Below are 23,661 nucleotides of genomic sequence, written 5' to 3' on the forward strand. Positions count from 1 at the left end.
AGTGGTTGTTCGGCGGCACGCCGTCACCCTACGACACGGTGGCCTTTGTGCTCCTCGTGGGAATCGACGTGTCGGGGGTAACCGCAATAATCTCCTACGCCGGATGCGCGGTAATCGAGCACAATGGACAAGTACGTGAAATACCGGCGCGCCGGCCAGGAGGTGATGACCATGACCACTCAATTCGAGTTTCGACTGAAGGAATCGAATGCACCTGAGGGCGAACTGGACGCCGACGACCTGATAGCGCTCGTGCAAAGCCTCAAGGCAGTTGCGATGAGCATCGGCCGCAGCGAGACCGATGCCGATCGGCTCGGCCGCGCACCCTCACGAGTGCACCGTGTTGCCAATCTTGTCATCGGGTTGGCCCCTGGCAGCACGAGACTCCTTGTTCGCCGCGCAGGAGCCGGCGTGGACGCGTTGGACTTCGATCTGGCAGACGAGGAAGGCTTCGACTCGAAATTCGAGAGGTTGGTGGAATCGATCGGTCTCGACCATCGGCCGGATTGGGTGAGTGATTCCCTGTCGAACGCCGCGGGCGAATTGGCGTCAGCGCTTCGCCGCGCTGCCCCGGAGGTCGAGTTCAAAGCCGATGGATTGACTGTGCAGACGTTTTATACGGCTGCACTTCGACCCGAGACATGGGAGGTCGCAGCTGGTGTGTCGACCGAATTTCTGACCTTTATCGGACGCCTGTATTCGGCGAACCTACACACACATCGCTTTCAGGTGGAGGATGACGCCGGCAACCAAGTTGCTCTCCCCGATGTGGCCGACGACTCAGGACTCGGTCCGTTGCTCGGCAGGTACGTGACCGTGACCGGTACGCCGGAGGCAGGCGCGGACGGACAGTTGAAGCGGTTGTTGAACTCGAGAATCGTCGCGCTTCTTGACGGAGTTGCGGAGATGGGTGTCCGCGACTCGATCCCGCTCGGGGACATCCTGGCGGCTGCACCCGGTATTGAGCCCGGGGGAATCGACGGGGTGAGCGACGATGAAGCCGACGCGTTCTTCGCTGCTATCGGGTTATGACCCGGCCTGCGAGCCTGGGTGCTGTTCTCGTTGATACCGACGTGTTCAGCATTTTGTACATCGACCCGGTCAAGGCTGCGAATCGTGGTCATCCTGTCGACGAACTGCGTGCACAACTGGCCGGGCTCCAGGTCGTGATTGCGTTCCAGACGAGGGCCGAGGTACTTGCGGGCGCGATGGTGGGCAATTGGGGTGAGCGCAAGGTGGCTGACACGCGGGGAAAGCTCGACTCGGCCCCTACGATTTCCATTGACAGCGGAGTAGTAGATGCTTACGCGTCTTTGACCGCTGCGTGCAGGCGTGTAGGTCACGCGCTGCACGACAAGATTCACACCGGCGATCGCTGGATCGCAGCATGCGCAATCTCGAAGGGACTGCCGTTGTTGAGCCTGGACGGCATCTATTCCGGAGCACCGGACTTGGCTCTGCTGGGAGGTTGAGCGCCCGCCTCGCATGGCACCCACGATTCGCGACAACCGTCTCGCACAGTCGGCGCGTACTCTGGTACTACCGAGTGTGTAGTAGCTGGATTGCTGTGGGGGTACCACCATGTTCGACGACGCCATACCTGTGAGTTCGTCCCAGGCTGACATCTGGCTGGCCCAGCAATTCATGCCCGACGTGCCCTTCACCATTGCGTATTACGTCGACATCGTCGGTGCCGTCGACGTCGACGCGTTGGCCATCTGCGGCAGCCGGGCACATCGCGAGTTCTCGTCGTCGACGATGCGAATCACCGAGGTCGACGGCACACCGATGCAGCAGTTCGTGGATGCGGACACGGACCCAGTGGAGATCGTCGACTTCCGTGAACACGACCGTCCGGCCGACGCGGCCGCGCAGTGGATGAACGACGACTGTCGAACGCTCTTGTCGATGGACGGCCAGCTGGTGCGACTGCGCGTTCTCCGCGTCGGGGACGATCGCGTCTTCTGGTACACCAGAGCCCACCACATCGCGCTCGACGGTTATGCCTCGATGAAGGTGCTCGAGCGGGCGGCGGCCCTGTACGCCGCCGTGTGCGACGGCGTCGCGCCTGCGGCTATCGCCCCGACGACTCCGGCCGCACTTGTCGCGGAGGACGAGCGCTACCGTTCGTCCACTCGCGCGCGACGCGATCGGGCGCATTGGGAATCCGCCGACCTCGGCTATGCCGCGCCCTGGGGCCGAAGTGCTCAGCCTGCGTCGGTGCCGATCGTCGTCGGCGAGGATCGATCGATTTCTCCGACCGCTCCGGGTCATGCGACGTCGACGGTAGTGATCGCGGCCTTCTCTGCGTACCTGGCGCGTATGAACGACACCGACGACGTGGATCTGTCGTTGCCGGTCTCTGCGCGGCCCACAGCATTGCTGCGCGGGGCCGGATCGTCGTTGTCGCATGTGGTGCCGCTACGGTTGCCGGCCGTCGGATCGGCGACGGTGAACAACGTGGTCAAGTCGGCCGAGGTGGCGATCGGAGCCGTGCTCCGGCATCAGCGCAGCACACCGCCGGCGTCCGAGAGTGGACATGCTCTGCGCGCAGGGCGTTTCGGGCCGACGATCAACGTGATGATGTTCGCGAACACCGTGGCCGTCGGCGACTTCGCCGGTGAGATCGACATTCTGACCACGGGCCCGGTGTCGGACCTCGCTGTCAACATCTACCCCGGTCGAGGTGGAGAGCGGCCGCGCATCGACTTCGAGGCCAACCCTGCCGCGTACACGCCGAGCGACCTCGCTCGCCACCACCGACGGTTCCTGCACTTCCTCGACCGTTTCGCCGAATCCGGCTGCGGCGATACGGCAGTGGCAGACCTCGACCTGTTCTTGCCGGAGGAACCGCGTACGACTCCCGCGTCGGTGGGCACTGCCGTGACGGAACAGGGATCACTGAACGAGTTGTTCTCGACGGCAATAACGCAGCACAGCAATCGAATTGCAATTCAGGACTCCGACGTCTCGATCACCTACTCAGAACTGGCCGCACGAGTCTCCGCACTCGCATCCACCTTGAATGCCCGAGGAATCGGCACAGAGGACCGGGTCGCCGTGCGCGTCGGCCGATCCGTCGAGGGGGTCGTCGCGTTCTGGGCGATCGCACGAGTGGGTGCGGTGTACGTTCCGGTCGACCCGAATCACCCCCGCGAGCGGGCGCACTTCGTGTTGCGTGACAGCGGGGCGGTGGTGGGCCTGTGCACGGGCGAAGGTGAGACGGGTGAGGTGGAGTGGTTGGACCTCGATGACCTTCTTGCGGAGGGAGATCGGAGTGACGTTGCCGCGACGACCGCACCGCACCATGCGGCGTACGTCATCTACACCTCCGGCTCCACCGGCACCCCCAAGGGCGTCCTCGTCACCTTCGATGGCATTGCCGCTCTGGTGCAGCAGATCCGGAGCAGCTACGACCTAAACGCCGAATCACGAGTCTGTCATCTCGCCTCACCCGGATTCGACACGGCCATCGTCGAAATGTTGGCCGCAGCGACAGCAGGTGCCACAGTGGTGATCGCGCCGCCGGACAGCTACGGCGGCGCAGAACTGTCGGAACTGATTGCTCGGCAGGCAATTACACATCTGCTGATCACGCCCTCGGCTCTGGCGACGTTGGATCCCGCAGCTCTGGCCGGCGTCGGGACCATCATCATCGGCGGAGAAGCGGCCCCTCAGGATACGGTCGACCGCTGGTCGGTGGGCCGACGACTGCTCAACGCCTACGGCCCAACCGAGACGACCTGCAGTGTCACGATGACCGCGCCACTGCACCCGGGCAGCGCAGACGGAATCGGTCGAGCCATGGTGGGGGCGAGGATTCACCTCCTCGATCGCACGCTGCGGCCCGTTCCGTCGGGTGCGGTCGGCGAAATCTACATCGAGACGTCCGGCGTCGCGCGCGGATATCTCGGTCGCACCGCGGATACAGCGGCGCGCTTCGTCGCGAACCCGTTCGGCAGTACAGGGCTTCGGATGTTCCGCAGCGGCGATCGGGCCCGTCTGCGAGGCGACGGAACGCTGGAGTTCCTCGGCCGCACCGACGATCAGATCAAGATCCGGGGAAATCGCGTCGAACTGGGCGAGATCGACGCAGCGCTGCGAGCGCATCCAGACGTTGCTGCGGCCTCATCGGCATTGCGCCGCAGTCACACTGGCGACATGCGTATCGACGGCTACGTCGTTGCCGCGCGCAGCGAACACGCGTTCGACACCGAGAACATCCGCCGGGATCTCGCGGGGCGACTGCCTGCCCACATGGTGCCGTCGACCATCTCGATTCTCGACGAGATCCCGCTGACGATCAATCGGAAGGTCGATCGCGGCGCACTTCCTGTCCCGAGCCCGACCAGTCCGACGACCGGCACTCCGATCGAGCCGTCCGGTGCCACCGAAGAGATGGTGGCGGCAGCGTTCGCACGGGTCCTCGGCAGCGACAGTATCGATTGCGCTGCGTCGTTCTTCGATCTCGGAGGTGACTCGCTGGCGGCCACCAGGGTCGTGTCGTCGGTGCGGGCCGAGGCATCGGTGGACATCGGTGTGCGAGACCTCGTCGAGGCTCCGTCCGTGCAGGCTTTGGCGGCGCGGATCGATACACGTCGCTGTGGTGGGCTGCAGCAGAGTTCGCGACCCGAACGCGGAATGTCGTCAGGGGTGGTCGCAATTCCGCTGGCTCCTCAGCAACGCCACATCGAGCGAAGTGCAGCGCTGCCGCTGTCCAACCTGCCGTTCACGGTCACGATTTCCGGGGAGTTCCTTGCAGCGGCAGCCTCGCAGGCCTTGACCGATCTGCTCGATCGGCACAGCACGTTGCGTACGCGCTATCCGGATGTCGACGGGGTTCCGGCGCAGGTCGTCGAGCCGAATTCTGCTGTGGTGGAACCGAACCTCGATGTTGTCGACTTCGATAGCGCCGCAGTGTCGTACACCCTCGAGCAACCCTTCGATGTGCGCACCGAGTTCCCGATCCGAGCTCGCCTGTTCGCGGTAGCGCCCGATCGCCATGTACTGGCGTGCGCCGTTCACCACAGTGCAGCGGACGGGTGGTCGCTGGGGCTGTTGGCGTCGGATTTCGTACTGGCTTATCACGCCAGGATTGCCGGCACCGCACCGTCGTGGCCCGAATTACCACTTCAGTACACCGATTACAGCGTCTGGGCCGCCGAACGCGACGTGTCGGCCGATCTCGGCTTCTGGCGCACGGAGTTGGCGGATATACCCAGCTCGAGGGACGTGCCGTTGGACCGCCCGCGGGCGCAGGAGTGGGACTTCTCCGGCGCACGCACGTCGCTTCGCTTCGATGCGCACGCGACAAAAGGGATGTCCGATCTTGCCCAGCGTTGTGGGACAGGACGATTCACCGTGCTTCGCGCGGCGCTGTTGATTCTGCTCGCGGAGACGACGGAATCCACCGACCTCGTTGTCGGAACCCCGGTTGCCGGTCGCGACGATCCGCGGCTCGAGCAGGTGGTCGGTACCTTCACCAACACCGTCGCCATCCGGACGGACATCGCCGCCGCAACGACCGTCGAGGACGTCGTGCAGTCGGCTCGGGCGAGCGAACTGCGGGCCTTCGACCATGCGACGGTGCCCTTCGAGGATGTCGTGGCCGCCATCTCTGCCGAGTCGGCGGCGCGGCACCCGATCTTTCAGGTCGCGCTGTCGTTGGATGTGTTCACCGTCGCGACGCTCTACATGGGGGATGCATGCTTCGAGATCACGCCGCGGCCGATCGACATCGCCAAGTGCGACCTTCATTTTCACGTCACCGAACATCGTGACGGCGAAGGTAAGGCTATCGAGACTGCGGTCGATATCGTGTATCCCACAGCATTGTTCGACGCGAATACCGTTGTCGCACTGGGGCGGCGTCTCGAGCAGATCGTGCATGCGATGGTCGCACAACCCGACTCGGCGTGGCGGGCTCTGACGGCACTCGAACCGTCGGCGCAACTACTACATGGTGTGTAGCATGTGCGGTGCGTGAGGTGCACGCGACTTCGAAGCCAGCGGGAGAACGCATGTCCACCTTCAACGGCCTACCGGCCCACATTCTGCTCGTTCACTTCATCGTGGTGCTGGCGCCGTTGACCGCGCTGCTCGCCATCGCGGCCAGTATCTGGTCCGGTGTGCGCAGCAGGCTCGTGTGGCTCATTGCGGCCTTGGCGGTGTTCACGTTGGTGTTGACGCCGTTGACGACCGAGGCAGGCGAGTGGCTCGAGAGGCGCGTCCCCGAGACCGCTGCGGTCGAGCAGCACACCGAGATCGGTGACTGGATGATCTACTTCTCCGTCGGCTTGGTGGTCGTCGCCGCATTGCTCGTGTTCCTGCATCTGCGTGAGCGTCGCGGCAACGCGCCCGTGCGGTGGCAGTCGATTGCGGTGGTGGTGTTGGCAGTGGTGATCGGAGCGACCACAATCGTCCAGGTGTACAGAATCGGAGAGTCCGGCGCGCGCGCCGCGTGGGACGACGTAACGGCAACGGCCGTCGATGAGTGAGCCTGAGCCGAGCCTGCACGAGCACGAACCGCACGGAGATCTGTCCGGTCGGCTGAACTGGTTGCGGGCCGGGGTGCTCGGTGCGAACGACGGCATCGTGTCCACCGCCGGTCTGGTCGTCGGTGTCGCTGCCGCCACCACCGACCGAGGATCGCTGCTCACTGCCGGCGTTGCGGGGCTTGTTGCGGGAGCCGTGTCGATGGCACTCGGAGAGTACGTCTCGGTGAGCACACAACGTGACGCCGAGCGTTCGCTGTTGATCAAGGAGCGTCGAGAACTCGACGAGCAGCCCGAGCAGGAATTGGCCGAGCTCGCGGCACTGTACGAGGCCAAGGGCCTGTCGGCCGACACCGCGCAGACAGTCGCTCGCGAACTCACCGAACACGATCCGTTTGCCGCACACGTGGACGTCGAGTTGGGAATCGACCCCGATGCGCTGACCAATCCGTGGCAAGCGGCCGCGTCGTCGGCGGTGTCGTTCATCACCGGTGCGCTCTTGCCGTTGCTCTCGATCCTGCTTCTGCCTGCTTCGCAACGTATTCCGGTCACATTCGTCGTCGTGTTGCTCGCTCTGGCGTTGACCGGAACCATCAGCGCTCGCCTCGGTGGAGCGCCGAGCCGCCCGGCGGTGACTCGAATCGTGATCGGTGGCGCGATCGCGATGGCTGTGACCTATGCGATCGGCCAACTGGCGGGCGTCGCGGGTATTTGAGATCAGCGAAAGATCGAGGTGGCAACTTCTCCGGTTTCGGGTGCCACCACATCTTGTACGACATCGAACAGTGCCGTGGAAATGACGGTGAAGGCGAGGATCAGCACCAGCCCGGCCGCGAGGATCCCGCGATCATGACGGTGCCGCGGTGGTTCGCTGAGGGCCTGCACGCGACGAACGACGTCGCCGCCGGTACTGGCGAGAGTGCGGGTTCCATGGTCCAGGTGCGTCCGAAGCAAGGCGGTTCTGGCGATGGCAGACAACGTATCTCGACGGCCGAGTGTCGCTGCGCTCTCGTCGGCCTGACGCTCGGCGGCGTGCCGGACCTTCGAGGGCACCGGCCGAAGAATCGGATCCAGTCGAGCCGCGATTTCGCACATCTGAATCCACACGCTGTGGCGGTGTCGTAGGTGCGCACGCTCGTGTTCGACCACGGCGCGTAATTCGTTGTCCGACAACGCCTCCGCGAGGCCGGTGGTGATCACGACGGCACCTCCGCCGGAGGGGACGGCGAAAGCGTCGGGAACGTCGGAGTCGACCACGACGATGCCGCCCGTCGCCCGCGCCTCGTCGCCGAATTCGGATGCGATCGACGCGCCGACGGCGACGCGTCGAACATGGCGAGCCACCTCGACCGAGCGCCAGAACATCAAGGCGCAGAGCACGATTCCCAGCGACACCCACGCAACCTGAGCCGACGCCAGAAGAACCGCGGCAAGCGCGGCCAGGGACGCAGCCACCGCAAACGCGGTCACCATCGACAGGACGGGAAGCAGCATCACGGCGGTCGACGGATTGAGTCGACGGTCGAGTTGATCGGCTCCGAATCCCAGCAGTAGCGACAGCACCCACGGCAGCACGGCAACGATCACGAGCAGGGTCATGGGTGTTGCTCGGCTGCGTCCGTCTTGGCCAGCAGTTCGCGCAGCGTCGCCTCGTCCTCGGGGTCGAGTGCGGCCACGAAGCTCGCCAGCACATCCGCGCGTTCGGCTCTCGCGCCGAGTTCGGTACGCATCCGCATCGCGGCCCGAAGTGCGGGGATCTCATCGACCGGGGCGTTGAGGGTGTAGACGAAGGATCGCCCACGCCGCTCGCGATCGACGAGGCCTTTGCCATGCAACCGCACCAGTGCGGTCATGACGGTGGTGTGGGCGAGATCGGAGCCCAGATGCTCGCGGGCCTGGGCGACCGAGAGTTCAGTGTGCTCGCCGAGCAACTCGAGGATCGACTCCTCCAACTGTCCGGACGCTCTACGCACTGCGATTCCTCACTCGAGTCGGGTACTTCGAGGATAGGCCAGTTCGGGGTTCCTCCACTATTCCGCGGCCTCGAGAATGTCGGTCAGCGCGTCGATCAAGGCAACCGTGCGTGGTGACGGCGGTCGGCCCTGCATGGTGTGAATCTCGGCCCGACGTTGGGCGAACACCGGATGTACGAGCGGGATGTAGGTCAGGCCCGATTTGCGATCGCCGCCGAGGTCACTGACGAGTGCGACGCCATCGCTCGATCGTGCGAACTCCAGGATCGGAGCCAGCCGCTCGCACTGCAGGCCCACGTGCGGCGACAGTCCTTCCAGTCGCACACCGGCGTCGAACAGTTCGCGTTGACTCGAACCGGTGGTCGACAGCGCAAGGGGATAGTCGCAGATGTCGGTCAGATCGACACTGTCTCGGTCGGTCAGGGGGTGGCCGGGCGCGACGACGGCGCAGATGGGCACCGTGATGGAGTGCTCGACCGTCACGTCGGTGCGGCGACCGAGCGAGAAGGTGACCGCGACGTCTGCTCGGGCGTCGACCACCCGTCGGCTCGCCTCCTCTCGCCCCACCACGTCCAAGGTGAACGTGACGGAGGGGTGAGTCCGGTGGACCGACGCCATGGCCCGTGGAACCACGGACTGCGAGAACCCCTCGGTGCAGGCAACGGTGACGGTGCCGTGCTCGGTGGCGTCGGCGCTGCGTATTTCGGCGATGAGGGTCGAGGACTCCACTTCGTGTCGGCGTGCGTGGGCGAGGAGGCGATGGCCGGCCTCGGTGAGCGTCATTCCACGAGCGTGGCGTGCGAAGAGCGGCACTCCGACGTCGCGCTCGAGCTTGGCGATCTGCCTACTGACCGCCGACGGTGCCATGTGTTGCGCCGCGGCCGCCTCGGTGACGGACCCGGTTCGCGCTACTTCGCAGAAGTACGTGAGCGCTGAGGGCATCAAATGCAACGAGATCGCTCCTTCTTTCACAGCACTGTCACAGCGGTGACACGTGATCGTCACCGAGCCTCTGTCGGTCCGAGCGTTGCTTCTGAGGCAACGCAGGGAGCGTCAATCGGCAATGGTGTAGACGGTATCGGGCTCGCTACTGTCAGGCGAACACCAGGCCGACGGCAAGGGAGATTCGATGAAACGCGAGCATGTGATCGCGCAGGCCCTGGACTTCTACGATTCGGGTGAGTTCCACCGCGAACTGTCCGAGCTCGTGTCCGTTCCGTCGGAGAGCCAGTCGGCGGCCGGGCGGGTTGCGTTGTCGGCATATCTGCAGGACCTTCTCGTGCCGCGGCTCGACGCACTCGGGTGTGTGGTCGAGACACACCCCAACCCGGTCGCGGACGGTGGTCCTTTCCTGATCGCCACCCGTCACGAGAGCCCCGATCTGCCGACCGTGCTCTGTTACGGCCACGCCGATGTGGTTCTGGGCATGGCCGAGGACTGGTCGGACGGTTTGTCGCCGTGGACTCTCGTCGAACGGGATGGTCGGCTCTATGGCCGAGGAACCGCCGACAACAAGGGCCAGCATCTGGTGAACCTCGCCGCACTGCGCACCGTTCTCGACGCCCGCGGCTCGTTGGGGTTCAATCTGACCTTCCTGTTCGAGACGGGGGAGGAGATCGGATCGCCCGGACTCGAACAATTCGTGTCCGACCACCGCGAAAGACTCACCGCCGACGTGCTCATCGCCTCGGACGGACCACGTCTCGATGCCCAGACCCCAACGCTGTTTCTCGGTGCCCGCGGGGGAGTGGACTTCGACCTCGTCGTCGACCTGCGTGAGCGCGGCTACCACTCGGGCAACTGGGGTGGACTGCTCCGCAACCCGGCGACCACCCTGGCCGGTGCCATCGGGACGCTCGTCGACGGCCACGGTCGCATTCTGTTGGACAGCTTGGTGCCAGAGCAGATTCCGGAGACCATCATCGAAGCCCTGCGAGGCGTCGAGGTCGGCCGTACCCCGGGCGATCCGATTGTCGACTCCGGTTGGTCGGCCACCGAATTGTCGCCCGCCGAACGGGTTTTCGGATGGAACACCCTCGAAGTGATCGCCATGAGCGCAGGCAACATAGCCGAACCGGTCAATGCGATCCCCGGCCAGGCGCGAGCGCGGCTGCAACTGCGGTACGTCGTCGGTACCGACCGCGACGATCTCGACGGGCGGCTACGACGCCACCTCGATGCGCACGGCTACTCGATGGTCGTCGTCGAACTCGGCATCTCGTTTCCCGCGAGCCGAACGAATCCGAACAATGGCTGGGTCCGTACGGTCGCGCGGTCGGTCGAGCGCACCGTCGGTTCTCCGGTGAGCGTGCTGCCCAACATCGGTGGGTCCCTGCCCAATCACGTGTTCACCGACACTCTCGGCATTCCGACGGTCTGGATGCCGCACTCCTACCCGGGATGCCGTCAGCACGCACCCGACGAGCACATGCTCGCATCCGTTGCCCGCGAGGGACTTGCCATGGCCGCCGGTCTGTTCTTCGACCTCGGCGCCGCGGCAGACGACGACGCCACCGACGACCACGACGCACCGCTCGAATCCGCCAGCGCCTCGCGCTCCTGAACATCACCGGAGAATCCGACATGTCCACTGCACACGTCCATCGAACTCCCGATCGTGACGGCGCGGGTGAAGCCGTTGTATCCGTGAAGAATCCGGTCCGTGCCATCGCGGCTGCCACCATCGGCAACGCACTCGAGTGGTTCGACATCGCCATCTATGCGCTGTTCGCCATCTACATCGGACAGAACTTCTTTCCTTCGGCCGACCCCGGCGTGCAACTGGTTCAGACGTTCGCAGTCTTCGGAGTCTCCTATCTGATTCGCCCGCTCGGCGGACTGATTCTCGGGTCCTACGCAGACCGGAAAGGGCGAAAGAAGGCCCTGGTGATGAGCATTCGCCTGATGGTGCTCGGAACCGCGTTGATCGCCTTCATGCCCAACTACGACGACATCGGTATCCTCGCCCCCATCGGAATCATCGTGGCGCGCCTGATTCAGGGTTTCGCAGCGGGCGGCGAATTCGGCGCGGCCACATCCTTTCTCGTCGAGCAGAACGGCAAGCGCCGCGGATTTTTCGGCAGCTTCCAGTTCGCCAGCCAAGGGCTGGCAACGCTGATGGCGGCCTCGTTCGCTGCCGGACTGACCGCGGTGTTGTCCGAGGCCAGCATGGTCGACTGGGGTTGGCGCGTCCCCTTCGTCTTCGGGCTCATGGTGGGCCCGGTGGGGTGGTTCATTCGCCGGCACGTCGACGAATCACCGGCTGTCGTCGCCGCGTCGGACGTACCGAAATCACCTGTGCGCGATCTGTTCAAGAACCAATGGGGAGGCATCCTCATTGCCGGCGGTGTGCTGGTGGTGTCCACCGCGCTCAACTTCATTCTGCAATACCTGCCGACCTTCGGCATCAAGCAACTGGGACTGAACAACTCGCTGTCATTCGTCGCACTGATGATCACCGGTGTGATCCTGACGGTGGTGACGCCGTTCGTCGGTCAGCTGTCCGACAAGGTCGGTCGCATCAAGATCATGTTGCCGTCGGCAATTGCGATCGGCGTGAGCGTCGTTCCGCTGTTCATGTGGCTCATCGCGGTGCCGTCGTTCCTCACGCTCGCTCTCGTCATGACCATTCTGGGTTTGTTGAAAGCGCTCTACTTCGGCGCGCTACCGTCGGTGATGTCCGACGCGTTCCCGGTCCATTCGCGGGCCACCGGGCTGTCGTTCGGATACAACGTCACCACGGCGATCTTCGGTGGATTCACTCCGACCATCGCGGCCGCACTGGTTGCCGCGACCGGACAAGCGGTGTCCCCGGGCTACTACATCCTGGCGGTGTCCCTGGTCAGCATTGCTGCTCTGATCGGCGCAGTGCGGATCCGTGGCATTCGATAGCTTACGGATATCTAGCGGTCGGCACAGATGTGTAATACGGTGGACGCATCAGCCCATCACCTCGAGGATCAGCCATGAGCGTCGAAGCGAATACTCGCGCGATAGAGAAGACTGTCGTCACCGACTTCAGTGACCGCATGAGCTACAGCTCGTACCTGGACCTCGACACGTTGCTCAGCGCCCAGAAGCCGGTGAGCACCCCCGAGCATCACGACGAACTGCTGTTCATCATTCAGCACCAGACCACCGAACTGTGGCTCAAGCTGGTGCTGCACGAGACCCTGGCCGCGCGAGCAGCTCTCGATGCCGACGACATCGGCACCGCGCTCAAATGCGTGGCCCGGGTCAAGCATATTCAGAAGACGCTGACCGAGCAGTGGTCGGTGCTGGCCACACTCACCCCGACGGAGTACTCCCAGTTCCGCGACTTCCTCGGCAACTCGTCGGGCTTCCAGTCGTATCAGTATCGGGCCGTGGAGTTCGTCCTCGGCAACAAGAATGCGGGCATGCTGACGGTATTCGAATCCGATCCGGCTGCGCACCAATTGCTTTCGACGCTGCTGCACGAGCCGAGCCTGTACGACGCCTTCTGGCAGTCGCTGGCGCGGCAGGGGTATGACGTACCGGCATCTGCGGTGGAACGCGACGTCACTGCGGCGTACACGTACAACGAGGACCTGATGCCGCTGATCAAGTTCGTCTACGAGAACCACGCCGAACACTGGGCGGTGTACGAGGCCTTCGAAGAGTTCGTCGATCTCGAGGAGAACTTCCAGCTGTGGCGCTTCCGGCACATGCGGACGGTGCTCCGTACCATCGGAATGAAGAGCGGGACAGGAGGATCGAGTGGCGTCGGATTTCTGCAAAAGGCACTCGAACTCACCTTCTTCCCCGAATTGCTCGCAGTGAGAACGGACATCGGACGATGATGGAACGCGCAGACGAACTCGACGCCCAAGATCCACTCCGCAGCTACCGCGACAAGTTCCTCGGTAGCGACGACCCGTCGATCAGCGCATATCTCGACGGCAATTCGCTTGGCCGTCCGACGAAGGCGAGCGTCGAACGGATCAACACCTTCATGACCGACGCCTGGGGCGGACGCTTGATCCGCGGCTGGGACGAGCAGTGGTTCGACCTCCCCGTCACCATCGGCGACGCCCTGGCCGACGCCACCCTCGGAGCCGCTCCCGGTCAGACCACGATCGGCGATTCGACGACGGTACTGCTGTACAAGCTGGCACGGGCGGCGATCGCCATGCGGCCGGGCCGAACCGAGATCGTGATCGACCGCGACAACTTCCCGACCGACCGATACTTGCTCGAAGGTATTGCGGCGGAGTCGAATATGACGCTGCGGTGGATCGAGACGGACCGCCGCGGTGGCGTCACGCCGGAACAACTCGCCGAGGTGGTGGGGGAGAACACCGCCCTGGTGGTGATCACCCACGTCGCCTACCGTTCCGGCTTCCTCGTCGACTTGGCCGAGGCGACGCGCATCACCCACGACGCCGGCGCTCTGATGCTGCTGGACGTATGTCATTCCGTCGGGTCGGTGCCGCTCGAACTCGATTCCTGGGGAGTTGATCTGGCCGTCGGGTGCACCTACAAGTACCTCAACGGTGGACCTGGGTCGCCTGCCTTCGCATACGTCAGGAGCGATCTTCTCGACGAGTTAGTCCAGCCGATCTGGGGGTGGATGGGCCGCGCCCATCCGTTCGAGATGGCGCAGGATTACGTTCCGGCACAGGGTATTCGACGTGTCATCAGCGGCACGCCGTCGGTGTTCGGGATGATCGCGATGCAGGACACCATCGAGATGATCGCCGAGGTGGGGATGGACGCGATACGCGCGAAGTCCGTCGCACTCACCGAATACGCCCTCGAGCTCGTCCGCGAGATACTGGTACCGCTCGGGGTCGAGATCGCCTCACCGGAGGATTCGACGCGACGCGGCGGGCACGTCACTATCGACCATCCCGAATTCAAGGCCATCACAGCACGGCTGTGGGAGAAGGGCGTCATCCCGGATCACCGAGCGCCACAGGGTATTCGCCTGGGGTTGAGCCCTCTGAGTACCTCGTACCGCGAGGTGTATCTGGGTATCGTGGCGATCCGTGACGAACTCCGCGCCTAGCACTGCCGGGGCCATCCTCGACGACTTCGACTCTCGTCCGGGCAGCGCCACCTCGTTGGTGCGCACGGTGCTCGGGGCCTACGTTCGCCCCCTCGGAGGTTGGTTCGCCATCGCCGATTTTGTCGTCTGGATGGACGCGCTCGGGGTGCCACCCGAGAGCACGCGCATCGCGGTGGCCAGGTTGAAGAAGAAGGGCGTCGTCGAATCGAGTAATCGAGACGGCCGCACCGGCTATCGCATCACCGAGCAGGCCGACTCGATGTTCGCGCGCGGCGACGGTCGGATCTTCGGGTTCCGGCGGATGGCCGACGGCGATCCGTTTCGTCTCATCTCGTTCACCATCCCCGAGGCCCAACGCGCCGCCCGCCACCAGCTGAGGCGTCGGCTCACCGGAATTGGCTGCGGCACAGTCTCACCTGGTCTGTGGATTGCACCCGAGTATCTCGCAGCGGAGGCTGGTGCCATTGTCGACGCGTTGGAACTGTCGCAGTACGTCACGACGTTCGTCGCGTCCGAGATCGCGGCTCCCGCCACGCTGCGTGAGAGTGCCGAGCTGTGGTGGGATCTGGCCGGCATCGCCGATCGTCATCGGGCATTTCTCGAGGCCTTCGACGGCGGGTCCCCGGCTCGGAATTCCCGCGACGCGTTTGTCACGTTCGTGCCGTTGCTCGACGAATGGCGCGTCATTCCCTACGTCGACCCTAGTCTTCCGCCGTCCATGACGCCGGAAGACTGGCCGGGCACCCGGGCCGTCGCCACGTTCGAGACGGCCCGGGAGCGTTACTTCGACCTCAGTACGGAATGGGTCGCGTCCTAGCCATCCTGGTACGACGGCTCGCGCTTCTTGATGTACGAGATGACGCGGTACGTGATCGGCATGACGATGATCTCGGCCAGTGTCTTCCACAGGAATCCGACGATGACGTAGTTGATGAAGTCGGTCCACGTGCTGATGCCGATGACGCCGGCGGCGATGGAGCAGAAGATCAGGGTGTCGAAGAACTCGCCGACGATGGTCGACCCGATCAGTCGCGCCCACAGGTGCTTTTCCTTGGTGCGTTCCTTGATCTTGACCAGGACGACGGAGTTGAGGAGCTGCCCGACGGTATAGCCGGCGAGACCGGCGAGAACCAGTCGGGGGACGACACCGACGACGGTTTCGAGTGCCTCTTGGTTCTCGTAGAAGGAGGCGGCGGGAAGTTCGATGGCGATCCAGAAGCACAGCGAGGTGAGCAGCAGGGAGCCGAAGCCGAGGTAGATCGCGCGGCGTGCGGCCTTGAAGCCGTAGACCTCGCTGAGGACGTCGCCGAGGATGTAGGCGAGGGGGAAGAGGAAGAATGCGCCGTCGGTATTGATCGGCAGGATTTGGAACGGTCCGAGCATGACGTCGGAGGAGGCGAAGAAGGCGACACCTTTGCTGGCGGCCACGTTCGAGATCAGCAGCGTCGCCACGAAGAGCGCGACGATGGTGGGGTAGTAGCCCCGGCTGATGTGAGCGAACGTGGCCTGCCCAGACTCGGTGCCGCCGTTGGCGGCGGTGTGTTCGGTAGTAGTCACTGCTCGATCCAAGCACCGAGACGACGATGGGCGCGAATCCCGGGTGAGGGATGCGCGCCCATCGAGGCGGATTACAGGTCAGGCGACGCGGCCACGCACCGTGACGCGGTAGGCATAGGTTCCGGCGATGATCGTGATCGGAATGGTCACCAGCAGACCGAGGCCGACGGGGATCGCACCGACGATGTTGAGGCCTACCAGGGCGATGGCGAGCACGAAGAGGGTTCCACCGTTCGACGCAATTGCCTGCGCGCTGGCCTTGATGGCGGGAATCGGCTCGTCACCGCGGTCGATGACGAACTGGAAGGTCCACCACGTGAAGAACGTGATGACGATGCCGGGGATGACCAGCAGGATGAAGCCGATGCTGGTGGCAATGCCGACGAGGACGCCGGCGATGACGACGGACACGACGTTGCCGAACTGGAAGAAGGACCCGAAAGCGGGCTTGATCCCGTCCACCTCGTGCAGAGCGCCGCGGACGAGTGCCGCCTGAATGAGGAGCGCGACGACTCCGACGATGACACTGAAGATCACGCCGAGGACGAAGTTGTCGGAGCTCAACACGAAGTTCAGGACGCCCTGGATGATCGCGGCGATCAGGACGATGCCGACCCAGACGAGGGCGTTCTGCTTGAACTTCTCGAAGCCGTAGCCGATGGCCGTTCCCACGGATAGCTGGGTCGGCATCGGTGCCTCACCGAACGACGGAGGCGGCGGGTAGTTGCCCTGTGGGGGCGGTGGGTAGCCGCCCTGCGGAGGTGGCGGGTAGCTGCCGGGTGGTGGGTAGTTGCCCTGCGGAGGTGGTGGGTAGCCGCCCTGTGCAGGTGGTGGGTAGTTGCCCTGGGGAGGTGGTGGATAGCCGCCCTGCGGCGGGGGAAAGCCACCGGGGTTCTGTGGATCCTTGTCGGGGTCGTAACCGCCTGAGGTCATCGTGTCCTTCTCCCTCGGGAAGAGTTGTCGCGGTCACTGTACGTCCGATTCGTCACCGAATTGGGTCCTGTCGCGTTGCAACGTGATCTCGATCGGTTCGTAGATCAGAGATTCGCGGGGTCGAACACCCACGGTTCGCGTGGTACCCGCGTCGGCTTCCACTGTTCGAGCAATTCCTCGGCGTTTTTCGCGTTCGGCACACCGAGCGAGGCGGTGATGAGCGACCACGCATCGGGTCGTTCGCGCAGCGTCACCGCGCCGTCCCGCTTGGCCAGACGCTTGCCCTCGACATTGAGTGCGAGTGGAACGTGAACGTACGTCGCGGGGGTGAGGCCGAGGAGCTGCGCGAGATATCCCTGCCGCGGCGCGGAGGTGAGAAGGTCGTCGCCGCGCACGATCTGGTCGACGCCTTGCGCGCCATCGTCGACGACGACGGCGAGGTTGTAGGCGGGTACACCGTCGGATCGACGCAGGACGAAGTCATCCACCTGGCCCCGAAACAGGCCGTGAAGCTGATCGACGACGGTGAATTGTGTTACCTGCGAACGCAATCGAATGGCCGGTCGGCGGTCCTTGGCTGCTCTCTGATCGGTGGTCAGATTGCGACAGGTCCCGGGATACGCGCCGTCGGGCGCATGTGGGGCCGATGCGGCTTGCAGGATTTCCCGACGCGTACAGAAACATTCGTACGTCATCCCTGCTGCGGTGAGCGTGCGAATCGTCGCGTCGTAGATTTCCCGACGCTCGGATTGCCGCATGATCGGCCCGTCCCAGTCGAGTCCGATGGCGGAGACGTCGTCGAGTTGACGTTGCTCGGAGCCGGGTTTCACACGATCGAGATCCTCGACGCGCATCACGAACCGTCGTTCAGTGGAGCGGGCGAAGAGCCAGGCCAGTAGCGCGGTTCGTAGATTGCCGAGATGCAAATCGCCCGAAGGACTGGGAGCGAAGCGTCCGGCGGGCATGGGGACAACTCTAGGTCGCGTGCTGCAGTAGTTGCTCGAGGTGGAGCAGTGAGGTCGCCTCGAGGTCCGGGGTGGTGAAGTGCTGCGGGTAGGTGGTGCCGGTTCGGTTGATCCAGGCCGTGGACAGTCCGGCACGGTGGGCACCGTCGATGTCCCAGGGGTGGACGGCGACGAGCATGGCTTCGTGGGGTTCGACGCCGCACCGATCGAGTGCGTATCGGTACGACTGTGCGTCGGGCTTCCACGCCCCGGCGGCCTCGACGGACAGCAGCATCTCGATCTGCCCGAGTACTCCTGCGCCTTCGAGCAGTTTTTGAGCGACGCCGACCGCGCCATTGCTCAGGGTGATCAGCCGGATCCCGAGCGCAGTTAGTGCTCTGATGCCGTCTGCTACGTCGGGATGCACGCCCAGGCCCATGAAACCACCCATGATGTGCTCGATGGCGTCGTCGATCCCTCGATCCAGCGTCTCAGGCGGCAGCATGACTGCAAGTAGCCCGGATGCGACGTCCGCGAAGGGCCGCGCCGCGCCCGATGCGGTGAGGGCGAAGCCGTCACGCAGGACACTCGCGAACCACAGTGACGCGAGTTCGGTGGGTGCTCCCACGTCGGCGAAGCGCTCCGACAACGGCGACATGTCGGACAGCGTTTCGTTGACGTCGAAGACGATCACGCGTGGTCGACGCAGGGCAGGCGACTCGATCGGGTTGTCGGGATCGGTCACGAACTGAGCTCCTTGTGGTGGTTCTCTTTTCCTCGGGCAACGACGAGGCTCACCCGACCGTATCGACATTCTGTGTATCGCGAGTGGACTCCCGCCGGCACGCTCGGTGCAGGCCGGGTCGGTGACCTGATGCGTACCGTGGAGGCGACGGGAGGTCCGAGTGATCTGGACGAAGATTCGCGCAGTACTGGCCCGCCTCGAGACGAGCACCCGTCCGGTGGATCCTCGAACGCGCGCGGCGCTGGACGAGCGATGGGCGGCGTTGCCCGTCGGCGTGCAGACGCCGTCGCAGACACTGGGCCGCCACGCGGTGGGGTGCGAGGGCACCCACGGGGTCTTCCCGAAATGCAATCTGACGTGCAGTCCCTGCTATCACAGCGCGGATGCCAACAAGATTCGCATCGATGGCGAGCACACCCTGCGTGAGGTGGCGGCGCAGATGAGACACCTTGCCGCCCGTCGCGGACCGCGGGCGCACGCGCAGCTGATCGGCGGAGAGGTGAGTCTGCTCGCTCCCAACGTTCACGCGGCCGCTCTGACGATCATGCGCGAGCACGGCCGCGAGCCGATGTCGTTCACGCACGGCGACTTCGATTACGAGTACCTCCAGGCCGTCGTCGTCGGTGAGGACGGTCGTCCCCGCTTCGGACGTGTCTCGTACGCAGTGCATTTCGACAAACTGATGCGTGGCCGACGCGGAATTCCGCGGCCGAGGTCCGAAGCCGAGCTGCATCCGTATCGTCGACGGTTCGCCGAGATGTTCGCGCGCTTGAAGAGCGAGCACGGGGTGAGCTCGTATCTGGCCCACAACATGACCGTCACCCCGGACAACATCGACGAGGTGGCCGACGTCGTCGAGAACGTAGTCGCGATGGGTGGCTACTCGATGGTGTCCTTCCAGCCCGCGGCGTTCGTCGGGGACGCGCGGCGGTGGTCCGGTGGCTACCGGGATGTCGATATCGACACGGTATGGGATCGGATCGAACTCGCTATGCAGCAACCGATTTCGCATCATGCGATTCAGTTCGGTGATCCTCGTTGCAACAGAACAGCTTTGGGATTCATGGTCGGAGGACGGTGGCACCCGTTTCTCGATGTGACACATCCGGCCGAGGTCGATGCCCGGGACCAGTTCTTCGGGCACTTGGGCGGAGTGAACTTCGGCGGAACTCCTCCAGTGGTGCTGGTCCTCAAAGTGATGCGCGTGCTCGCCGGATATCCGCGGGGTGTGCTCGTGGCCGTGCGCTGGGCGCGTAGTGCCGTGCATCGATCTGGTGGCATCCGGGAGCTGTCGGTTGCGTTCGCTCGCCGCCGGGTTCGTCCGATGACGTTCGTCGTTCACCGGTTCATGGATGCCGAAAATGTCTCTCCCGCTTGGAAGATGATGCAGTCCGGCGAGACCGCGTCGGATCCGGTTCTGCTCGAAACGCAGGAGAGACTGGCCGCGTGTACCTACTCGATGGCACACCCGGAGACCGGGGAACTCGTCCCGGCCTGTGTGCAGCATTCGGTGCTGGATCCGGGGGAGAATCAGGAATTGCGAAAGATGCTTCCGCTGCTCGTGTCGGGCTCGAAAACCACTGGTTGCTGTAGCTGAGGTGTGCTCAGGTGGTGTCGAGCCATGCGACACCACCCGAGCGAAACCTTCGGCTATCCGCCGCTGGTGTTGAGCTCGCCGTTGACGCCTGCGGGGAAGAATCCACCGGACGTGACCGGGGCCGGGTTCAGGTACACGATATTGAGTACCTGGCCGGGTGAGCGTGAATACGCGATTCCGTTGGCGTCCAACGGAACCAGATTGGCGGCACCGTTGAGAGTGATTCCCTGATCCAGATCGTCCGGCCCATCCAGGCTGTCTCTCGCATCGGAGATGGCGTTCGCGGGCGTTTCGAGACCCAGAGAGAACAGACTCGTCCGGATGATGCCCGCGTGGTATGCCTCGGCTGCCAGAATGCCTGCAGCGGCTTCGAGATACGTCTTGTTCGACACCAACGGTGCCGCGCCCTTGTACGCGGTGACGCCGACATCTTCGAAGATGAACGCGCCGAGCAAGAAATTCTGCTCGTTCGCGTAGACGTCGAAGGTCTCGCCCTCACCGATCAGTCCTGCTGCCTTGGCTGCCGCGTTGAAGCTGGCGTCGAGGTCGATCGCCGGTCTCGCCACTGCCGCGTTTCCGAGTGCTCCGCGCAGGAACGCCACGTGATTGAGTTCGTCGAACGCGATTTCCTCGGCATACGCCTTGATCAACGTACTGTCGAACGTCACCTGCCGACCTCCGGTGACGGGCCCGGGAGTTCCGGTGCCGCCCACGAGAGTGTCCGGTAGACCCTTTCCGGTCACCGCCCGCTGATAGAACTCCGCTTCGAGGTACTCGAGGTTGAGCGCGAAGTTCAGGATCGCTGCATCGGAGGGGCCTTGGCCGGGCATTCCAGGGATGAGCGGGCCATCCGAGGAGCCGAAGGGGAAGGCGGAAGCGACGCCTGAGCCCACAGTCATTGCCGCGCCTGCGCCCAAACCGGTGAGACCGGCTGCCCTCATGAAACGTCGGCGATCGAGACCGTTTTCTGAGCTGCTACTGATGGCCTTGGTGATGAATTTCTTGTCGAACATATGCGACTGTGCCTCTCGTCCGGGTGAAGTGCATGATGCCGACGCCCCCGCGGACCAGGCAACAGTAGCCCCTCGAACGACGATCTGTACTTTTCCTCAGAAATTGCCTATAACGACTGGCAGAGGCCCTGTGTATTGTCCAGCGACGCCTCTGGCGGTGAGCTGGGGCTCGGTTATGAGGTGGCGGGCGAGTCCTGGCTGAACTTGTTCTGCCAACGGCCACCTTGTTGGAGCCAGAGCGAGCTGATGAACATCGCCTCGCCCACACTACGACTGAGGCCGCTGGTAGTCGGCGCGATAGCAGAGCATGGCCGCATCCCCAGAAATCGATCAGTGTCGCTTCCGAGATCGCTAGGACGCGATGCCGGGGCCGTCAGCCAGTTGGCCGGAGTGCCCTCGAACGCGTGCTCATCCAGTCGCTCGGGAGGTGCCCTGTCGATGTGTGAGCCGGCCAGCCAAGATGGCGACAGGTGTGTTCGTATGCTGGGACATAGTCGTGAGCATGGCGAACGCGCGCGCGGCGTCGATGTCGTAGCGTTCCATGATCATTCCTTTCGCCTGCCCGATCGAGTCTCGCGAGGCAAGGCCGACAGCGAACTGTTCTTCGTGCGTGCAATGAACCAACGCCAGTGCGGCGTGCGCGGCGAGAGCTGTTGCGGCAGCGACAGAGTCTTCGGACAAGGTGCCGGCCACGGAGGCGTGCACCGTAATCGCGCCCAGAACAACGGCGTCGGCGTACAGCGGAAGGCAGAGCATCGAGCGAACTCTCGTGCGCCGCAGGGCCAGCGCAGTGAAGCGAGGCCACCGGGTGTCGGTGTGGAGATTGCCCATCAGGACGGTCTCGTTGAGGTGGACCGCGTGCAGAACCGGCCCGTCGCCGACGTCGTTCTGTACCTCGTTCACCGCTGTGGCGAGAGCGTCGGTTGCCGCGTGCGCCTGCACCGGTCCTTTGCCCACCAGCAGTGAGACCGATGCGCTCTCGGCTCCAGGGACCAGTCGGACTGCTGCAGCGGTGATCGCGCTCAGTGTCGCGTCGATACTCGAATGCTGCGCGTGGAGCTCGCGGGCAGTACAGGCCATCGATAGGGCTCCGATCTCCGCCGTTCGCCGATCGGCACCCTGGCCAGTGGCTTGCTCGACGTGGTAGTCGAGTAGTTCCGGGGCGTGGAGGTGTTCCGGACCCAAATCGAGTGGTTTCGAGGCGCCCTCGACGGCACGTATGGGGATTGCCCTGCACTGGAACGGCGTTCGCGTGTGCTCGGTGGAGTGGGAATGTGGATAGACCGAATCGGCCACGTGAATCTCCGCCCTCCAGGGCCGGCGTCATCGAGTACACGCTCGCTGGTTGTCGTCGTGCGTGCTCGTCTCGCTGGGCCTGGAAGTAGTGATGCGTCGGTGTGACACCGCGCTGCCTCGTTAGCCCGAGCGAAGAAGATATCTATCGATGACATGGCCCGGAGGCGACGACATTGATCCCGGTTCGGCTGTGTTCTCAGCATCGCAATCTGATATCAGCCCCAAGGGTTTGTCAACCGGAGGCGGGTGCCGCGACCGAGCACTCGGCCCGCAGGTCTGGGCTGTCTCGATGAGGTGGACCCGCGTAGGGTCGACGCCCTGACCGAAGCCCTTACCGATCCCTCTGTCGATTCGCCCATCTCACCGGCGCCGAGATCGACCTGCTCAGCCGGGAGCTGGACGCGATCCGTCGTCACATCGAAGACCAACGCGGCGAATGTGATTCACGTTCGATGCGCCGCATCATCGCGGTACAGCGCGGACTGAAAGTCGGAGCCCGAGTGGTACCGCTGGCGCGACGCATGTCCGCATGCGTGGCCGGGACAGCGATGCCGGCATGCGCTGCCGGTGGTGCACCCACGCGGGTATCGCTCCGATCGAAGCCGCACGGCAGTCGCCTGCAGTCGCCGGCCGTCACCTGAATTTCAGTACACGTGCCCGTCGTCGCATGGGGATGTGTCCGCGGTACCGTTCGAGCAGCTCACGGATCCTCTCGTGTTGACAACGCCGTTCTTCGGGTATCAACTTGATCTTGCTGAGACCTCCAGCCGAACCGGGATCGGTGCCGTCGCCCCCCAGGGCCGTTGCATCGACAGACTTTTCTTCGCCCGGCCTCATGTCGTCCTTTGCCACGCTTGTCGGCAGGCGTGGGACGGCTTTCGTCGCTGTCGAAGACACATCGGTGCCGGGGCTCCCGAACGTGTCTGCCTACCAAGCATTTTCGGCAGTTCAGCGAGCGGAGCAATTGTGTTCATCGATTTCATCGAGTCCCCACCCCATCTAAGCCTGAATGCACCGATGAGCTGACTCGCTTTTTCTGAATGATGTTGCACGGTATCGACCTGGACGCGGGCGTGATTGT

20 protein-coding genes are annotated in these 23,661 nt (G+C 64.1%); 11 read left to right on the plus strand and 9 right to left on the minus strand.

Annotation, left to right across the window (positions count from 1 at the left end):
* The first annotated feature begins 171 nt into the window (after positions 1–171).
* The 5 genes from R4P57_RS07935 (at position 172) to R4P57_RS07955 (ending at position 7,209) form a co-directional block, all read left to right on the plus strand.
* Entirely contained in the window at positions 172–1,032 is an 861-nt protein-coding gene (locus R4P57_RS07935) for a hypothetical protein (RefSeq protein ID WP_317802280.1), read from the plus strand.
* Positions 1,029–1,472, plus strand: coding sequence for a PIN domain-containing protein (locus tag R4P57_RS07940; RefSeq protein WP_317802281.1), 444 nt, complete (start codon positions 1,029–1,031; stop codon positions 1,470–1,472). Before R4P57_RS07935 ends, R4P57_RS07940 begins: the two co-directional genes overlap by 4 nt.
* Positions 1,473–1,602: 130 nt before the next feature.
* Complete coding sequence (locus R4P57_RS07945; protein WP_317802282.1) at positions 1,603–5,970, plus strand: amino acid adenylation domain-containing protein; 4,368 nt, start codon at positions 1,603–1,605, stop codon at positions 5,968–5,970.
* A gap of 50 nt (positions 5,971–6,020) precedes the next feature.
* Positions 6,021–6,497, plus strand: a complete 477-nt coding sequence (locus R4P57_RS07950; RefSeq protein WP_317802283.1) for a DUF2231 domain-containing protein — start codon at positions 6,021–6,023, stop codon at positions 6,495–6,497.
* Complete coding sequence (locus R4P57_RS07955) at positions 6,490–7,209, plus strand: VIT family protein (protein ID WP_317802284.1); 720 nt, start codon at positions 6,490–6,492, stop codon at positions 7,207–7,209. The genes R4P57_RS07950 and R4P57_RS07955 overlap by 8 nt, the downstream gene beginning before the upstream one ends.
* Positions 7,210–7,211: 2 nt before the next feature.
* On the opposite strand, the gene R4P57_RS07960 is transcribed toward R4P57_RS07955, so the two are convergent.
* The 3 genes from R4P57_RS07960 to R4P57_RS07970 are packed head-to-tail and all read right to left on the minus strand — an operon-like array spanning position 7,212 to position 9,409.
* Positions 7,212–8,093, minus strand: a complete 882-nt coding sequence (locus tag R4P57_RS07960; RefSeq protein WP_317802285.1) for a M56 family metallopeptidase — start codon at positions 8,091–8,093, stop codon at positions 7,212–7,214.
* Positions 8,090–8,467 (minus strand): BlaI/MecI/CopY family transcriptional regulator, encoded by a 378-nt coding sequence (locus R4P57_RS07965; RefSeq protein WP_317802286.1) that lies wholly within the window; start codon positions 8,465–8,467, stop codon positions 8,090–8,092. Before R4P57_RS07965 ends, R4P57_RS07960 begins: the two co-directional genes overlap by 4 nt.
* 57 nt (positions 8,468–8,524) lie before the next feature.
* On the minus strand, positions 8,525–9,409 hold the full coding sequence (locus R4P57_RS07970) for a LysR family transcriptional regulator (RefSeq protein ID WP_317802287.1): 885 nt from the start codon (positions 9,407–9,409) through the stop codon (positions 8,525–8,527).
* A 187-nt stretch (positions 9,410–9,596) separates the two neighbouring features.
* Between R4P57_RS07970 and R4P57_RS07975 the strand changes: the two genes are divergently transcribed.
* The 5 genes from R4P57_RS07975 (at position 9,597) to R4P57_RS07995 (ending at position 15,312) form a co-directional block, all read left to right on the plus strand.
* Positions 9,597–11,030, plus strand: a complete 1,434-nt coding sequence (locus tag R4P57_RS07975; protein ID WP_317802288.1) for a M20 family metallopeptidase — start codon at positions 9,597–9,599, stop codon at positions 11,028–11,030.
* A gap of 20 nt (positions 11,031–11,050) precedes the next feature.
* A complete protein-coding gene (locus tag R4P57_RS07980) occupies positions 11,051–12,358 on the plus strand; it encodes an MFS transporter (RefSeq protein WP_317802289.1) in 1,308 nt (435 codons plus the stop codon).
* Positions 12,359–12,432: 74 nt separating this feature from the next.
* Entirely contained in the window at positions 12,433–13,287 is an 855-nt protein-coding gene (locus R4P57_RS07985; protein ID WP_317802290.1) for a tryptophan 2,3-dioxygenase, read from the plus strand.
* Positions 13,287–14,495 (plus strand): kynureninase, encoded by a 1,209-nt coding sequence (kynU, locus tag R4P57_RS07990; protein ID WP_317802336.1) that lies wholly within the window; start codon positions 13,287–13,289, stop codon positions 14,493–14,495. The genes R4P57_RS07985 and kynU overlap by 1 nt, the downstream gene beginning before the upstream one ends.
* Positions 14,476–15,312, plus strand: coding sequence for a PaaX family transcriptional regulator C-terminal domain-containing protein (locus R4P57_RS07995; RefSeq protein WP_317802291.1), 837 nt, complete (start codon positions 14,476–14,478; stop codon positions 15,310–15,312). The genes kynU and R4P57_RS07995 overlap by 20 nt, the downstream gene beginning before the upstream one ends.
* Here the strand turns inward: R4P57_RS07995 and R4P57_RS08000 are convergent.
* From R4P57_RS08000 to R4P57_RS08015, 4 genes are all read right to left on the minus strand, one after another.
* On the minus strand, positions 15,309–16,052 hold the full coding sequence (locus R4P57_RS08000) for a queuosine precursor transporter (RefSeq protein WP_317802292.1): 744 nt from the start codon (positions 16,050–16,052) through the stop codon (positions 15,309–15,311). The genes R4P57_RS07995 and R4P57_RS08000 overlap by 4 nt on opposite strands.
* A 78-nt stretch (positions 16,053–16,130) precedes the next feature.
* Entirely contained in the window at positions 16,131–16,985 is an 855-nt protein-coding gene (locus R4P57_RS08005) for a hypothetical protein (protein WP_317802293.1), read from the minus strand.
* A 104-nt stretch (positions 16,986–17,089) separates the two neighbouring features.
* The gene (gene gluQRS / locus R4P57_RS08010) at positions 17,090–17,950 is read right to left on the minus strand and encodes a tRNA glutamyl-Q(34) synthetase GluQRS (RefSeq protein ID WP_317802294.1); all 861 of its coding nucleotides are present in this window, start codon (positions 17,948–17,950) and stop codon (positions 17,090–17,092) included.
* 10 nt (positions 17,951–17,960) lie between these two features.
* The gene (locus R4P57_RS08015) at positions 17,961–18,674 is read right to left on the minus strand and encodes a haloacid dehalogenase type II (RefSeq protein WP_317802295.1); all 714 of its coding nucleotides are present in this window, start codon (positions 18,672–18,674) and stop codon (positions 17,961–17,963) included.
* Positions 18,675–18,834: 160 nt separating this feature from the next.
* Here R4P57_RS08015 and R4P57_RS08020 point away from each other — a divergent pair, with 160 nt between their 5' ends.
* On the plus strand, positions 18,835–20,271 hold the full coding sequence (locus tag R4P57_RS08020; RefSeq protein ID WP_317802296.1) for a radical SAM domain-containing protein: 1,437 nt from the start codon (positions 18,835–18,837) through the stop codon (positions 20,269–20,271).
* 53 nt (positions 20,272–20,324) lie between these two features.
* On the opposite strand, the gene R4P57_RS08025 is transcribed toward R4P57_RS08020, so the two are convergent.
* Both R4P57_RS08025 and R4P57_RS08030 read right to left on the minus strand, forming a co-directional pair.
* Entirely contained in the window at positions 20,325–21,284 is a 960-nt protein-coding gene (locus R4P57_RS08025) for a ferritin-like domain-containing protein (protein ID WP_317802297.1), read from the minus strand.
* 408 nt (positions 21,285–21,692) lie between these two features.
* Positions 21,693–22,364, minus strand: a complete 672-nt coding sequence (locus R4P57_RS08030) for a GAF and ANTAR domain-containing protein (RefSeq protein ID WP_317802298.1) — start codon at positions 22,362–22,364, stop codon at positions 21,693–21,695.
* Positions 22,365–23,661 lie beyond the last annotated feature (1,297 nt).

Origin of the sequence: Rhodococcus sp. IEGM 1330, assembly GCF_033142445.1 — a bacterium.
GTDB lineage: Bacteria > Actinomycetota > Actinomycetes > Mycobacteriales > Mycobacteriaceae > Rhodococcoides.